The sequence below is a fragment of the Vibrio anguillarum genome, assembly GCF_001989995.2.
Lineage (GTDB): Bacteria > Pseudomonadota > Gammaproteobacteria > Enterobacterales > Vibrionaceae > Vibrio > Vibrio anguillarum.
The window spans coordinates 1-14,518 of record NZ_JAHGUP010000009.1; the positions used below are offsets into that span (position 1 = coordinate 1).

Below are 14,518 nucleotides of genomic sequence, written 5' to 3' on the forward strand. Positions count from 1 at the left end.
GAAGGTGTATGGGAAGCATTAAACAATACGCCAAACAACTTCCGTGTGATGCAACAACGTGGTGCCCAAAACCCACAAAAAGACGGTGGTGGCAGTACGTTTTTTGAGGCTGAGCCAATTAAGCTTGGTTATGATCTCAAGCGTCAAGAAAATCGCTTAAAAGTCACCTCACAAGTTGAGATTCACCTACCTAGTAAACAGCTGGTCAATGGCCTCAGTGTTGATCTATCCGTTTCGGGTGCAAAATTTAAAGTTCCCGCCGCTTTTAACTACAAGCTCGGTGAGGTGATCAAAGTCTATTTTTCCGAACTCAACAAAACGTCAGAAGTGGTTGGACTGCACCACGCCATTGAATATCGTATTTTAGGTATTGATGAGTCTTACGATAACGATGCCGTGAAATTTCTGCGTACACTAAAACTTTCCGACACTAACATCATCGAAAAAGTGATTACTGAATCGCTGCAAAATAACACTCAAAAAGCGCGCCACGATAACCAAGATAAACTAATCCGAGCTCGAACCCGTGGTTACGAGCACACCTATTTAAAACACACCTGTAACTTACCAGTGTTTTTTAGTGGCAGTGAATTGAAGTTGGTGCTGCTGACTGAAAATAACCAACCGATCTGGCAATACTGGCACGACGAGCGTAATCAACAAGCACTCGGTTCGTTATTCAATAAAGAGCGGATGGAACAGTTAACCAAGCCGGGGATGCGGGGTAGCAATAATGTGCTTTATGCTTTCAAGCATGAACATCAGGAAAAAACGCTCTTTTTTTCAATGATGATGCCAGAGGCTAACCGTGAACAAAGAAAAATGTTTTGGCATGTTGGCGCTCGTCGACAAAGTTGGAAAGCGTTTCGCTTATTTGTCTTTGAACTCTCGGATGAAGAGCGTCAAGAACTTGCGGTTCATGCCCATGAATTGTCAGATCGCTCAAGCCACTTAACGCACTGTGGCGTTTTACAAGAAATTGGCGATGAGGATTCGGCAAAAGATTACCTATTGACTGACAAACCCAATTTACCCAATAGCGAACTCAATAAATTTCGTCATCCAAGGCAAATCATTGGTCAACCTACAGGCATTTATTTTGATGCTCGCTCGCGTAGAAAAGAGCCTCGTTACCAATTCAAGACACCGCTAACCATCACTTCAGGATCTGGGGTAAATGCGACTGGCCATACGGTTGATTTATCTAAACGTGGTTTAAGTATTATTGTGGATACACCACTGCCCGTGAAAGCAGGCGATAACGTCACCATCAATTACCACGAATTACAGCTTTACGACAAAAAGCTGCCACTGCATAGCCTTCCCTATAATGTTATTCGTATTGGGCCCGAAGGTCGGCGTCTACAATTGGTGATAGAAGAAAATATACATACCATCAAAACAATCGCTTTTTTCAATAGCATTATTGAAAACAATCAAGATAAGTTGTTACAGAAAGAAGAAGTGCTACCAAGTCATAACTTGCTGGAAGGGTTGCACAACATTTTGCTTGATAAGATGATAAGTTCGCCGATTTTCGTTGATAAACACGGTGCAAATTTACGCCCTAAAGTGATTGGCGTGAATTATCCCTTGCCGCCTCATCTGGTGTTACTGGCTAAATTAGGCCAAGAAAATCGCATCACGTTAGAGCCAATATTCAAAGGTCACACCAATACTCTACTGGCTAAACCGATGCGGCGCATTGAAGGAGCGATACCGCAATATCACGACGTTTATATTGCGGCAATCAAATTTGGCACGCGTATTCAATCAATCCAATCGAAATTATTAAGTGATTTTGAAAACACTAAAGAGCGTATTGATTTCATTCAAAAAGCGCAGCACATGGGTGAAATTTACATCTTGAGGATTTGCAGTGCACCCGTCTTTGACCCAATCACTACGCTGCTGCGCAGTGATCTCAATGAGTTGGCACAAATTAGTCTTCATCACGCTCGTACGCTAGAAAAAGAGATCACCTCAATCATTGGTTATGGAGAGGTGATCGATATTACAGAAGAAGTATTGATCCGCTTAGAGCTGACCTTGTAAAAGAGAGTGTGGATAAAAGAGAGAGTGGGCATCGCTCACTCTCTTATCTCTTGCTGTTGAGCTTTACTTAAGGCTTCACTTTCCAACTGAGTTTTTGCTGCTTCACCAATGAGGCAGAGAGAATACAGAGCACGCCGCCAAGGCCTGCAAAACGGACCGCCGCTTGTGCTTTTTCTTCAACTTTAGGTTTAGCGTGATAAGCAACGCCTAACCCTGCCGCAGCCATCATAACTAAATCATTAGCCCCATCGCCAACCGCGACAGTATTGTGCAATTCAATCTCATAACATTGTGCTAACTCAACCAAAATATCGGCTTTGGTTTGTGCCGAAACGACATCACCTAGCACTTGACCAGTAAGCTTGCCATCAACAATTTCCAGCGTATTGGATTGCGCATGATCAAGTTGCAGTTCGCTTTTTAAATAATCTGAAAAATAGGTAAAGCCACCGGATGCAATCGCCGTTTTCCACCCCAATGCATGCAGTGTCGCCACCAGTTCACGTAAATCGGGCATCATGGGTAATGTAGAGCGAACCGCTTCAAGAATCGACTCATCGGCACCAGCAAGCTTTCCAACCCGCTGACGCAAGCTTTGCTCAAAATCCAATTCACCTTGCATCGCTCGCTCAGTGACTTCGGCTACCTCCTCTCCGACACCCGCTAACTTAGCTATCTCATCAATGCATTCAATTTGAATCGCCGTGGAGTCCATATCCATCACAATCAAACCCGGTTTAGAAAGGTCTGGTACTTCACACAAACGGGCATAATCAATTTCGAGCCCTTGTAAAATTTTCTCGTGCTCTGTCGTCAGCTCACCTGACATCAGCGCCACTTCATAATGTCCCACTTTCCACATATCGAGGACAGCGTTGTAGTAACCGGTAAAAAAGTCAATATCATCAAAGTGTTGAGTGGAGAGATAAGGTGCAAAAACAATCCAACTTGCTTTTGCTTTGTCAAATTGTGAAGAGAAACGAGTTTCAGGCAAGCGGTTGAGCAGCGTTGTGTGCCTTTTGATCGGCAATGTTTTGAGGGCATCCATGTTTATCATTCCTTAATCAATCCTTTCCTTCAGCCTGCTTAAACGCACCACAAGCAAAATGGGATCAACTCGATTCAATGCTCGAGTATCAATAAATGGGTGTATGCCCCTGACGTTACCCTATTGCAATTTAAAAACGCAAGTCTCAATATGAGTAAAGTTTTTATTTATCCAATCAGGTGGGTTATGGACGGCTCTTTATTTTCATTTCGCGTCGCAATTCGTGTGCTTACCGTCATTTTATTAGCAGGCATGTTCTTCTTTACCGTAAAAAACAGCGTTGTGATCAGTAAAGGTAACGAACGAATTCAGGCCAACCAACTAGAAACATTAACTAAGGTTTTGATTTCACAGGCATCATTATCTGCGGGCAGCATGATATCAGAGCAAGATCAAGAGCGCCTGCTAGCCCTTACCAACCAGTTAGCTCAAGACAAACTGGTGTTTGATGCCACCATTTATGATTCCGAAGGGGTCAAATTAGCCGCCAGCGATAACGCGTTAAGCGTACGCGAAGTATTAGGATTGGATACACCACTGCGCACGGCCAGCATTGGCCGTCAGCAACTGGTTGAGCCTGTCTATCATGAAAGCAGTATCATTGGTTTTATCCGCATTACTTTTGAAACTGGCCGCGTCACGGCGATTTCAGATCACCACTATCGTAAAAGTGATCGCTACATGTATCTCATGCTGCTAACCAGCTTTGTCAGCGGTGTATTGCTCACGCTGCTACTACTGCGTCGAAAACCGAAAAGTGGTGGTGAGAACCTGCTGCTACAGAATGTGGATGATATGACTTAGCAGGCTTTGTAAATAAAAAAACCTCAGTTGCGACACTGAGGTTTTTTATAAAAGAATATTATTGAGCGTCGCCAATCAATACTGAATCTAACGCAATTTCAATCATTTCATTGAAAGTGTTTTGACGCTCTTCTGAAGTCGTTTGCTCGCCAGTTTTGATGTGATCAGAGACAGTGCAAATCGTCAGTGCTTTTGCGCCATATTCCGCCGCTACGCCGTAGATTCCTGCCGCTTCCATTTCTACACCAACAATGCCGTATTTATCCATCACATCGAACATCTCTGGATCTGGCGTGTAGAAAAGCTCTGCGGAGAACAAGTTACCCACTTTCACGTTAATACCACGCGCCGTAGCCGCTTCTTCTGCGGCTTTAACCATTTTGTAATCGGCAATCGCAGCAAAGTCGTGGTCTTTAAAACGGATGCGGTTAACTTTGGAATCGGTACAAGCCCCCATATCAATCACAACATCACGCACTTTGATATCGTCGCTGACCGCACCACAGCTTCCGACACGGATCACTTTTTTCACGCCAAAATCTTTGATAAGTTCCGTCACGTAAATTGAGCATGAAGGGATCCCCATGCCATGGCCCATTACCGAAATTTTACGACCTTTGTACGTGCCTGTATAACCAAACATGTTACGGACATCACACACTTGAACCACATCATCAAGGAAAGTTTCTGCGATGTATTTTGCGCGAAGTGGGTCACCCGGCATTAAAACGACGTCTGCAAATGCACCCATTTCAGCATTAATATGTGGAGTTGCCATTAAAAGTATCCTTTATCTAAATTGACCAAAGAATAGAGAGTGATCTCTCTATTCATCCTCAAAAAATGAATCGCTACGCTTACTGTAAGAAATTGGTGCCGTAATCCATCGCAGACGTACCGAAATAGTGCGCCAGTGACTGACCAATATCAGCAAACGTCTCACGGCGGCCCAATGAACCGGGGGCCACTTTGTGACCATAAACTAACACTGGAATGTGCTCACGCGTATGATCCGTACCCGGCCAAGTTGGATCGCAACCATGGTCCGCTGTAAGAATAAGTACATCGTCCTCTTCCATTAACTCAAGCACTTGTGGCAGACGCTTGTCAAAGTACTCCAGTGCCGCAGCGTAGCCCGCTACATCACGGCGATGACCATAAGCGGAATCAAAATCAACGAAGTTAGTGAAGACGATGGTGTTATCTTTCGCTTGTTTGATTTGTTCTAGTGTTGCATCAAATAAAGCTGGGATGCCTGTCGCTTTGACTTTATGAGTGATGCCGCAGTAGGCGTAAATATCGGCAATTTTACCAATAGAAACCACGTTACCTTGCTTCTCATCAACCAACTTTTGCAGCACGGTCGCCGCTGGCGGCTCAACGGATAAATCACGACGGTTGCCAGTGCGAGCAAATTCTCCCGCTTTCGGGCCAATGAACGGGCGCGCAATCACGCGGCCAATGTTGTAATCCGCCAATTCTTCACGTGCGATCTGGCAAAGTTCTAACAAACGATCAAGACCAAACGTCTCTTCGTGACAAGCTATTTGGAACACTGAGTCAGCTGAGGTATAGAAAATCGGTTTACCCGTTTTCATGTGCTCTTCACCCAAATCATCTAAAACCTGAGTGCCTGATGCATGGCAGTTACCAAGAAAACCATCCAAACCTGCGCGTTCAATAATGCGATCTGTCAGCTCTTTCGGGAAACTATTTTGCTTATCGCTGAAATAACCCCATTCAAACAGCACAGGAACACCAGCAATTTCCCAGTGACCCGAAGGAGTATCTTTACCTGATGAAAGCTCAGCGGCGTGGCCGTACGCACCGATAATATCAGCGTTGGCATCAAGCCCCGGAGCAAAACGCCCCGTTGACTCTTTATGCGCGATGGCAAGCCCCAGTTTCGATAAGTTTGGCAGCGTCAATGGGCCCTGGCGATCCGCGTTATTCGCTTCGCCTTTAGCACATTGGTCTGCGATGTGGCCCAAAGTGTCAGCGCCAACATCACCAAATTGTGGTGCATCAGCGGTTTCGCCGATACCAAATGAATCTAATACTAAAATAAATGCTCTTTTCATTGCTCTCTCCAACCGATATTTTTATACGTCTTCTGCGCGAATTTGGCCGTAGACATCGGGTGTTGGTGTGTATTCTCCGCCAATTTGAATGGCGCTTTGTAATGCTTTGGCCGCTTGTTGCCATTGCGCTTCATTACGCGCATGGATCACCGCCAACGGCTTGCTGCTATCGGCAACGTCACCTAGGCGAATAAATTGGTCAAACCCAACCGCGTAATCAATAGTGTCAGTTGCGACGCGGCGTCCACCGCCCATCTCCACCACGGCCATGCCAATCGCGCGAGTATCCATTGCCGATACGACGCCACTTTCTAGAGCGTAAACGGGCTTAACCAGCTCGGTTTTTTCAAGATAGTGATCGTAATTTTCAACAAAATCAGCGGGGCCGCCTAACCCTTTGACCATTTTGCCAAAGCATTCAGCCGCTTTTCCGTTATTAAGAACGGCCATCAGTTTCGCACGAGCATCACTGCTGTCTTTTGCTAAATTGCCTAATAACAACATTTCCACGCAAGAGGCCAAGGTAATTTCCAGTAAGCGAGGATTGCGATATTCACCAGTTAAAAAGCGTACCGCTTCACGCACTTCAAGGGCATTACCTGCCGAAGAGGCCAGCACTTGGTTCATATCCGTCAAAATAGCCGTGGTTTTCGTACCTGCGCCGTTAGCCACTGCGACGATAGATTTAGCCAACTCTTCAGAAGCTTCGTAAGTCGGCATAAATGCGCCAGAACCGACTTTGACATCCATCACCAAGGAATCTAACCCAGCGGCTAATTTTTTAGAAAGAATCGAGGCGGTGATGAGTGAAATATTGTCGACCGTTGCGGTAATGTCACGTGTGGCGTATACGCGTTTATCCGCTGGCGCGAGATCACCCGTTTGGCCGATGATAGCAACGCCCGCTTCTTTGGTTACTTGACCAAATACGTCATTACTTGGCGTGATGTTATAACCGGGAATCGACTCCAATTTATCCAGCGTGCCGCCCGTATGACCAAGGCCGCGCCCTGAAATCATAGGAACAAAACCGCCGCAGGCTGCAACCATGGGGCCAAGCATCAGCGAAGTAACATCGCCCACGCCGCCAGTTGAGTGTTTATCAACGATAGGGCCACCGAAGTTCATCGCATCCCAGTTGATCACTATCCCAGAATCACGCATAGCGCACGTCAGTGCAATGCGCTCTGGCATAGTCATTTCATTGAAGAAAATCGTCATGGCAAAGGCCGCAATTTGGCCTTCGGAGACGGTATTATTCGCCACACCTTGAATAAAAAAGTTAATTTCTTCGGTGGTGAGGATCTCGCCGTCACGCTTTTTACGAATGATTTCTTGAGGTAAAAAAGTTTGAGTTGAATACATTAGTTGCCTCCCAAGCATGATGCTTTGGTCAGTAAGGTAAAGAGGTAATAATCGGGAGCTGATGGCTCAGCTCCACGAGTCAGACTTATTATTATCAGTCCTACTTCAGCGCATAATTAATACGCAGCTGGATCGGCTTTTTGGTCTGTTACTTCTAATGTATTCAAAAGATTGGTTAGCAGGCTTGAGGCCCCAAAACGGTAGTGCATGCTGTCGGCCCAATCTGCGCCAAGTAGCTCATCAGCCATCGCGAGATACAATGCAGCATCTTGCGCTGTGCGTACACCGCCCGCAGGTTTAAAGCCTACAGTTTTGGCAACGCCCATATCGCGAATCACTTCTAGCATCATACGTGCGTATTCTGGTGTTGCATTCACAGGGACTTTGCCCGTTGAGGTTTTGATGAAATCAGCGCCCGCTTCAATACAGATTTGAGACGTTTTTTTGATTAATGCTTCTTCTTTTAGCTCACCAGTTTCGATGATCACTTTAAGCAGAATGTCACCACACGCGGCTTTGCATTGCTTAACAAGATCAAAACCGACTTGCTCATTACCGGCGATTAATGCGCGGTAAGGGAACACAACGTCGACTTCATCAGCACCGTACGCAACAGCGGCTTTCGTTTCCGCAACGGCAATCTCAATATCATCATTACCGTGTGGGAAGTTGGTAACGGTTGCGATACGAATCTCTGGCGTGCCTTGCTCACGAAGTGTCTTCTTCGCAATAGGAATAAAGCGAGGGTAAATACAAATTGCAGCGGTATTACCTACAGCCGTTTTGGCATCATGACAAAGGGCAATCACTTTCGCATCCGTGTCATCATCGTTTAGCGTAGTCAAATCCATCAATTTCAGTGCACGTAGTGCGGCTGCTTTTAAATCGCTCATTTCTATCTCCGATCAATATATTCAAATAGTTCACTAGTAAACCACGCTCAGTGTTGAGAGCGAGATGGCTTGCTAGCCACAAATGAACGGACTTGGTTCCTTGAAGACTCGAAATGCACTTGCATTTCAATTGCTATCCCTGTCACCGCACAGTACCAATTTGGCCTATGGCACAACCATGATATGCCGCTTATTTGCACTCATCGCCGTGTCTAACGTATATCCGTGTGTAACTTATACCCGTATCTAATTTATATCAAAGCAACACGACATGATAAAACGGACTGCCTTTGCGTCAAATCATACTCCATGTATTGATTGGCGCTAGCTGATATCTTCACTCTTCTATTGAAAATGAATCTCACTGATACAGTATAGATTTTCACTACAAAACTGTAGCGTCATTCATAGAGCAAACGGTTTGTATCTCAAAAAAGATCAGCGTCAACGATAATCTCGTTTACCGATAAACTCTGATCTATCCATTAAAAGCTAACTTATAAAAGAGAGCTTGAGGTGATAAACACTGACCACCCGACTAAAGAGTGAATCAAAGTATTCCTTTCGCCAAAACAAAAAAGCCCCGCAGCAATCTCTTGCTACGGGGCGATGTTAAACGGCGTCTATATCTCTTTCTCTTGTTTAATTAGAAAGAAAGGAAGAAGCCAGCAATGGTTGCTGCCATTAAGTTAGACAGTGTACCAGCACAAACGGCTTTTACACCCATCTTCGCGATATCGTGACGACGGTTAGGAGCAAGACCACCTAAACCACCGAGTAGAATCGCAACAGAAGAAAGGTTGGCAAAGCCACACAGTGCAAATGAGATGATAGCTTGAGTTTTCTCAGACATCACTGCACCAGTAGCAGCAACGATCTGTGCGTTATCACCCACGTAAGGTACGAAGTTTAGATAAGCAACAAATTCGTTTACAACCAGTTTTTGACCGATGAAAGAGCCCGCTAGCGTCGCTTCTTCCCATGGCACACCAATCAGGAATGCTAATGGAGAGAAAAGCCAACCAAGCAGTAGTTCTAGAGTCAGTTCAGGCATACCGAACCAACCACCCACACCACCAAGCATACCGTTAACTAACGCGATTAGACCAACGAAGGCAAGTAGCATTGCACCTACGTTTAGCGCAAGTTGCAGACCAACAGAAGCACCACCTGCAGCAGCATCGATTACGTTGGCAGGTTTATCATTGCCATCCATATCGCTACCCAGTTCTTCATCTGGAGTATCGGTTTCTGGTTTGATGATTTTTGCAAACAGTAGACCACCCGGTGCTGCCATGAAAGAGGCCGCAACAAGGTACTCTAGCGGCACACCCATCGATGCGTAACCAGCAAGTACACCACCCGCAACTGAAGCCAAACCACCACACATTACTGCAAACAGCTCAGATTGAGTCATTTTAGGTACAAACGGACGAACCACGAGTGGCGCTTCTGTTTGACCTACGAAAATGTTGGCTGCAGCAGACATCGATTCCGCACGAGAGGTACCGAGTGCTTTTTGTAAACCACCACCTAGAATCTTAATTACCCATTGCATAACGCCAATGTAGTAAAGCACAGAGATAAGTGCCGAGAAGAAGATTAGAGTAGGTAGAACTTGGAAAGCAAAGATGAAGCCAATACCGTCAACTGAAAAGTTAACTAGGCTGCCGAATAGAAAACCAGTACCGTCTTTACCGAAGTCGATGACGTTTTGAACACCCGCAGAGAAACCAGCAAGGAGATCACGACCCCATGGTACGTAAAGAACGAAACCACCGATAATAAATTGGATAGCAAAAGCACCACCCACTGTTCTTAGATTAATAGCTTTGCGGTTATCAGACAGTAGAACTGCAAGTCCTAGCAGAACTGCCATACCGACTAGGCTCATAAACAGGCTCATAGTTTATGATTTCCTTATTAGGTTATTGTTGGCGTGTTATAAAATGGAGCTCATGAAGCGGGGTGATTATACTCATCACCACTAAGATAAAGTAATGCCAGCCTCACACTTTCTTATAAGATTCACTGCCCATTCACTCATTTATGTGAGCACGTTCAATGTTTACTGACACTAGAATCATTAAACCTACATTTCATTTCGAATTTATTCACACCGGAAAGAACAGAGAATGGCTGTTTTTCCACAAAACATCAGCAACCGTTTGCTCTGATTGGTTCTTCAGCAACGCAAGCGTTTGCAGGATAATCGGCAGTTTTTGTGGGTGATTAGCTTGCCCTTGAAAACCATTGAGCGGCATATCAGGAGCATCTGTTTCTAGCACTAAACTTTCGATGGGGAGTGCCGCGATAGTAAGACGGGTTTTGTTGGCTCTTGGATAGGTAATAACACCACCCACGCCAATCTTAAAACCCAGTTCAATAAACTGGTTTGCCTGTTGAACGCTGCCAGAAAAAGCATGCAGCACTCCACCTTGGCTAAATTGATGTTTTTTTAACAGTTGTATTAAGCGGTTGTGCGCTTTGCGGCTGTGTAATATCAATGGAAGTCTGGCTCGTTTCGCAAGCTCTAGTTGCATTTCAAACATTGTTTCTTGCAAAGCGGGAGCAATATCAGTCGCAAAATCTAATCCACACTCCCCCAGAGCAACGCATTGGGCTGGTTTTTGAAGTAGCTTTTGCTCAAGCTCGTCGATATCCGCAGGGGAAGAGGTTGATAAAAAACAGGGATGGAACCCGAGAGCAAAATAGAGTTCAGGATAACCGTTAGCAAGCTCGGCCACTCGTTGCCAGTTACTTGGACCAACGGCGGGAATCACTATTTTCTCAACCCCCTGCTGGCGAGCTAAATGTAAATGGTGTTCAAACTCACGCTCAAAGATAGAAAAATCGAGATGGCAATGCGTATCAAATAAACGCAGCTTCTTATTCTCGCTCACGTTCTTTACTCTGAACAGGATCTTGACGATAAGGAATACAGCTACGTTTTTTATCTGGTGTTAAACCCATGTTCTCACACCAGCGATCATAACGCGCAACCTGCTTTTTCAACCATTGCCACATAACCGCCTCTCTTATATCACTGCTCTTCGCGTTTAAAGACCAACTCAGTTGCTGATGACTCCTGTTCTACAAAATAGTAGCCAGCACTGTCAAACTGAGCCAATTGCTCTACAGAAGAGATTTGTTTATCGATAATGTAGCGCGCCATCATGCCACGAGCCTTCTTAGCATAGAAGCTAATGACTTTGTATTGCCCTTTCTTACAATCCTTAAATACCGGAGTAATGATGCTCCCCTTAAGCTTTTTCGGATTAACCGCTTTAAAATACTCGTTGGAAGCGAGATTAATCAACACATCATCGCCTTGCTCTTTCAGAGCTTGATTGAGTTTATCGGTAATGATATCCCCCCAAAACTGGTACAGGTTAGTCCCCCTCGGGTTACCCAATCTCGTGCCCATCTCTAAACGGTATGGTTGCATCAGATCCAGTGGTTTTAATACACCATACAAGCCAGAGAGCATTCTTAAATGCTGTTGTGCATGTTCAAATCCGGCATCCGATAATGTTTCTGCTTCAAATCCTGTATAAACATCCCCTTTAAACGCCAAAATGGCGGGACGTGCATTATCCAACGTGAAGGTTGGGCTCCACTGCGCAAAGCGAGCCACGTTGAGCCCAGCGATTTTATCGCTCACTTTCATCAACGCTGAGATATCGGCAGGAGTCAATTGACGGCAAACATCGATCAACTGAGCTGAATGGTCAATAAGCTCCGGCTGAGTATATTTGCTTGTCACCAACGGGGATTCGTAATCTAACGTCTTGGCTGGGGAAACAACAATGAGCATAATTTTCCTTCCTTTCTATTCTTATTTTATGGCTCACAGAGTACAAAAAAAGCCATGCGGTGTCTGCATGGCTTTTTCAATCTATTTAATCGTCAGTAACGATAACAGGCTATTTGTTGTTGTACCAAATGCCATCTTCCAACTGAGATTTTAACTCAGGGTAATCATTAGCATCGAAGGTGGGAACCTTACCTGCGGCTAGCTGACGGTTATAATCTTTCGCGAGCTTAATCACAATGCCAGAGAGCAGAATGATCGCCACCAAGTTAACAATCGCCATTAACCCCATCGAGACATCCGCCATTGCCCATACGGTAGGCAAGGTCGCCAATGAGCCAAACATCACCATGGCAAGGAAAACAATACGGAACAACGTTAACCCTTTCTTATTGTTGTGCTCTAAGAAAATCAGGTTCGTTTCGGCATAAGAGTAGTTGGCAATAATTGAAGTAAAGGCGAAGAAGAAAATCGCAAAAGCAACAAAAATCCCACCCCAACTGCCCACTTGTGAGCTTAATGCGCGCTGAGTCAGCTCGATACCGGTAATTTCACCGTGCGGTACATATTCACCCGACATCAAAATAATGGCGACGGTTGCTGAACAGATCACAATCGTATCAATAAAAACACCCAACATTTGCACGTAACCTTGAGAAGCAGGATGCGGCGGATAAGGCGTTGCAGAAGCCGCTGCATTAGGTGCTGAACCCATACCCGCTTCATTGGAAAACAGACCGCGTTTGATGCCGTTAATCATGGCTTGAGCAATCGCGTAACCTAAACCGCCTGCGGCCGCTTCTTGAAGGCCAAATGCACTTTTGAAAATAAGGCTTAATACGGCTGGTAGCTTTTCTATATTAGTGACCATGACAAACATCGCAATCGCTAAGTAAGCTAATGCCATGAAAGGTACAATCAACTCAGCGGTACGCGCAATTTTACGGATACCACCAAAAATGACGAAAGCCGAAATTGCAACGATGAAGATACCGACATACAGCGGATCAAATCCAAAAGCATTTTTCATAGCCCCTGCAATTGAATTAGCTTGAACGGCATTGAATACTAGGCCAAAAGCAATAATCAGGAAGATGGAAAACAGCACACCCATCCAACGCATACCAAGGCCTTTTTCCATATAGTACGCAGGGCCACCGCGGTAGTTACCATCTTTGTCACGGGTTTTGTATAGCTGAGCCAACGTGCTTTCAGCAAATGAAGTCGCCATACCAAGCATAGCAATCAACCACATCCAGAAAATCGCGCCTGGACCACCTGCCGTTAAAGCAACGGCTACACCGGCCATGTTTCCCGTACCAACACGCGCAGCAAGGCTAGTACAAAGTGCTTGGAAAGAAGAAATACCGGCTTTATCTGCTTTGCGGCTGTTTTTCAACACACTAAACATGTGGCCGAAATGGCGAAATTGAATGAATCCTAGGCGAACGGTGAAGTACACACCAACACCGACTAAAAGATAAACAAGGATGGATCCCCAAAGTAAATCATTCATTAAATTGATTAAGTCTGTCACAAGAACCTCTCATAGAGTGATAGCGCTGACCTAAGCGAAAAGCTTCACGAAAAAATGCACATGCTGCGAGTCAACGTTCTAACCAGCATGTTTTTATCGATATTATGCAATGCATTTTATTCGTCCAAAAAGTGAGGAGTCTCAACTTTTGAAGGGGCAACGTATTTTTGACGGGCGGATAATGCAACCTGAAAGAACAAAAATCAATATGCAACAAGTTTAGTTAAAATGTTATTTTTCACTATAAAATCACCTTTGATTAACATTTAACAAACCAACACGGCAACAGATTGGCAACCAAAACAACCCAAACTGGAAACATTGAAAGATAAAAAACAACCATAAAAACCCAGTTGCACTCACTTAATCTCACCCCTTGAGAATAAAGGGCTAATCAGTTTCACCACTAAATCTTGCATAAATTTATGATAATTTTTTATTGAATGGTCATAAAACAACCAACCAGGCAATTGTAAATTTTCAAAACAACATTTATTTAACATTTCAAAATGCAAATAAAATCGTTTGCGTCGCTTAACCGCTCCCTTTTTGTACTAAAGAATCCCACTGAAACTGTGAAATTCTGGTCAAAATCCAATAAAAGGTTCATCAAAAGGAAACAAATGAGAAACAAATCATAGCTAGGCTAGCGAAAACTGTGCTATCTAGAGAGCACGACATGGCGTAATAACAACAACAAGGGGTTGCTTATGGAAAGCTTGCAATTTGACGAAATGTTGGAAATGGAAATCACAAAACTCCGCTCTAGTCGCACTAAACCAGTAAAAAGAATGTGGCGAGAAATTGAAGCGATTCAGGATCAAAAACGGTTACAAAGAGAATTGATGGAAATGGATGTCTGCTTTGAAGCAGATCAAATCAAACTCTGAGCAAAAAGGCACTTCAACAGTGCCTTTTTTG

At 44.6% G+C, this 14,518-nt stretch carries 13 protein-coding genes; 3 read left to right on the plus strand and 10 right to left on the minus strand.

The window, feature by feature from the left end:
- Positions 1-2,055, plus strand: a 2,055-nt coding sequence (locus PL85_RS01585; RefSeq protein WP_208895727.1) for a PilZ domain-containing protein, incomplete at its 5' end; no start/stop codon positions are given.
- 67 nt (positions 2,056-2,122) lie between these two features.
- On the opposite strand, the gene serB is transcribed toward PL85_RS01585, so the two are convergent.
- A complete protein-coding gene (gene serB, locus PL85_RS01590; protein ID WP_115339257.1) occupies positions 2,123-3,103 on the minus strand; it encodes a phosphoserine phosphatase in 981 nt (326 codons plus the stop codon).
- Between the two features lie 186 nt (positions 3,104-3,289).
- Here serB and PL85_RS01595 point away from each other — a divergent pair, with 186 nt between their 5' ends.
- On the plus strand, positions 3,290-3,907 hold the full coding sequence (locus PL85_RS01595; RefSeq protein ID WP_026027378.1) for a YtjB family periplasmic protein: 618 nt from the start codon (positions 3,290-3,292) through the stop codon (positions 3,905-3,907).
- A gap of 58 nt (positions 3,908-3,965) precedes the next feature.
- On the opposite strand, the gene deoD is transcribed toward PL85_RS01595, so the two are convergent.
- From deoD to PL85_RS01640, 9 genes are all read right to left on the minus strand, one after another.
- On the minus strand, positions 3,966-4,685 hold the full coding sequence (gene deoD, locus PL85_RS01600; RefSeq protein ID WP_115339258.1) for a purine-nucleoside phosphorylase: 720 nt from the start codon (positions 4,683-4,685) through the stop codon (positions 3,966-3,968).
- 79 nt (positions 4,686-4,764) lie between these two features.
- Positions 4,765-5,988, minus strand: coding sequence for a phosphopentomutase (locus PL85_RS01605; RefSeq protein ID WP_115339259.1), 1,224 nt, complete (start codon positions 5,986-5,988; stop codon positions 4,765-4,767).
- 21 nt (positions 5,989-6,009) lie between these two features.
- Positions 6,010-7,371 carry a thymidine phosphorylase gene (deoA, locus tag PL85_RS01610; RefSeq protein ID WP_115339260.1) on the minus strand — a complete coding sequence of 454 codons (1,362 nt, stop codon included), beginning with the start codon at positions 7,369-7,371 and terminating at the stop codon, positions 6,010-6,012.
- Positions 7,372-7,469: 98 nt separating this feature from the next.
- Positions 7,470-8,246 (minus strand): deoxyribose-phosphate aldolase, encoded by a 777-nt coding sequence (gene deoC, locus PL85_RS01615; protein ID WP_115339261.1) that lies wholly within the window; start codon positions 8,244-8,246, stop codon positions 7,470-7,472.
- Between the two features lie 646 nt (positions 8,247-8,892).
- Positions 8,893-10,152: a NupC/NupG family nucleoside CNT transporter gene (locus PL85_RS01620; RefSeq protein WP_017043062.1), complete on the minus strand. Its 1,260-nt coding sequence runs from the start codon at positions 10,150-10,152 to the stop codon at positions 8,893-8,895.
- Between the two features lie 208 nt (positions 10,153-10,360).
- Entirely contained in the window at positions 10,361-11,149 is a 789-nt protein-coding gene (locus PL85_RS01625) for a TatD family hydrolase (RefSeq protein ID WP_105977211.1), read from the minus strand.
- The gene (locus PL85_RS01630; protein WP_174223804.1) at positions 11,136-11,273 is read right to left on the minus strand and encodes a hypothetical protein; all 138 of its coding nucleotides are present in this window, start codon (positions 11,271-11,273) and stop codon (positions 11,136-11,138) included. The genes PL85_RS01625 and PL85_RS01630 overlap by 14 nt, the downstream gene beginning before the upstream one ends.
- Positions 11,274-11,289: 16 nt before the next feature.
- Positions 11,290-12,063, minus strand: coding sequence for a peroxide stress protein YaaA (gene yaaA, locus PL85_RS01635; protein ID WP_026027382.1), 774 nt, complete (start codon positions 12,061-12,063; stop codon positions 11,290-11,292).
- 109 nt (positions 12,064-12,172) lie between these two features.
- A complete protein-coding gene (locus PL85_RS01640; protein WP_013856119.1) occupies positions 12,173-13,597 on the minus strand; it encodes an alanine/glycine:cation symporter family protein in 1,425 nt (474 codons plus the stop codon).
- A gap of 710 nt (positions 13,598-14,307) precedes the next feature.
- Between PL85_RS01640 and PL85_RS01645 the strand changes: the two genes are divergently transcribed.
- On the plus strand, positions 14,308-14,487 hold the full coding sequence (locus tag PL85_RS01645) for a DUF3545 family protein (RefSeq protein ID WP_010318284.1): 180 nt from the start codon (positions 14,308-14,310) through the stop codon (positions 14,485-14,487).
- The last annotated feature ends 31 nt before the right edge of the window (positions 14,488-14,518 follow it).

Excerpts from the sequence above, each read along its gene's own strand:
- serB (WP_115339257.1), bottom strand. The coding sequence starts at position 3,103 with ATGGATGCCCTCAAAACATTGCCGATCAAAAGGCACACAACGCTGCTC.
- PL85_RS01595 (WP_026027378.1), top strand. The coding sequence starts at position 3,290 with ATGGACGGCTCTTTATTTTCATTTCGCGTCGCAATTCGTGTGCTTACC.
- deoD (WP_115339258.1), bottom strand. The coding sequence starts at position 4,685 with ATGGCAACTCCACATATTAATGCTGAAATGGGTGCATTTGCAGACGTC.
- PL85_RS01605 (WP_115339259.1), bottom strand. The coding sequence starts at position 5,988 with ATGAAAAGAGCATTTATTTTAGTATTAGATTCATTTGGTATCGGCGAA.
- deoA (WP_115339260.1), bottom strand. The coding sequence starts at position 7,371 with ATGCTTGGGAGGCAACTAATGTATTCAACTCAAACTTTTTTACCTCAA.
- deoC (WP_115339261.1), bottom strand. The coding sequence starts at position 8,246 with ATGAGCGATTTAAAAGCAGCCGCACTACGTGCACTGAAATTGATGGAT.
- PL85_RS01620 (WP_017043062.1), bottom strand. The coding sequence starts at position 10,152 with ATGAGCCTGTTTATGAGCCTAGTCGGTATGGCAGTTCTGCTAGGACTT.
- PL85_RS01630 (WP_174223804.1), bottom strand. The coding sequence starts at position 11,273 with ATGTGGCAATGGTTGAAAAAGCAGGTTGCGCGTTATGATCGCTGGTGT.
- yaaA (WP_026027382.1), bottom strand. The coding sequence starts at position 12,063 with ATGCTCATTGTTGTTTCCCCAGCCAAGACGTTAGATTACGAATCCCCG.
- PL85_RS01645 (WP_010318284.1), top strand. The coding sequence starts at position 14,308 with ATGGAAAGCTTGCAATTTGACGAAATGTTGGAAATGGAAATCACAAAA.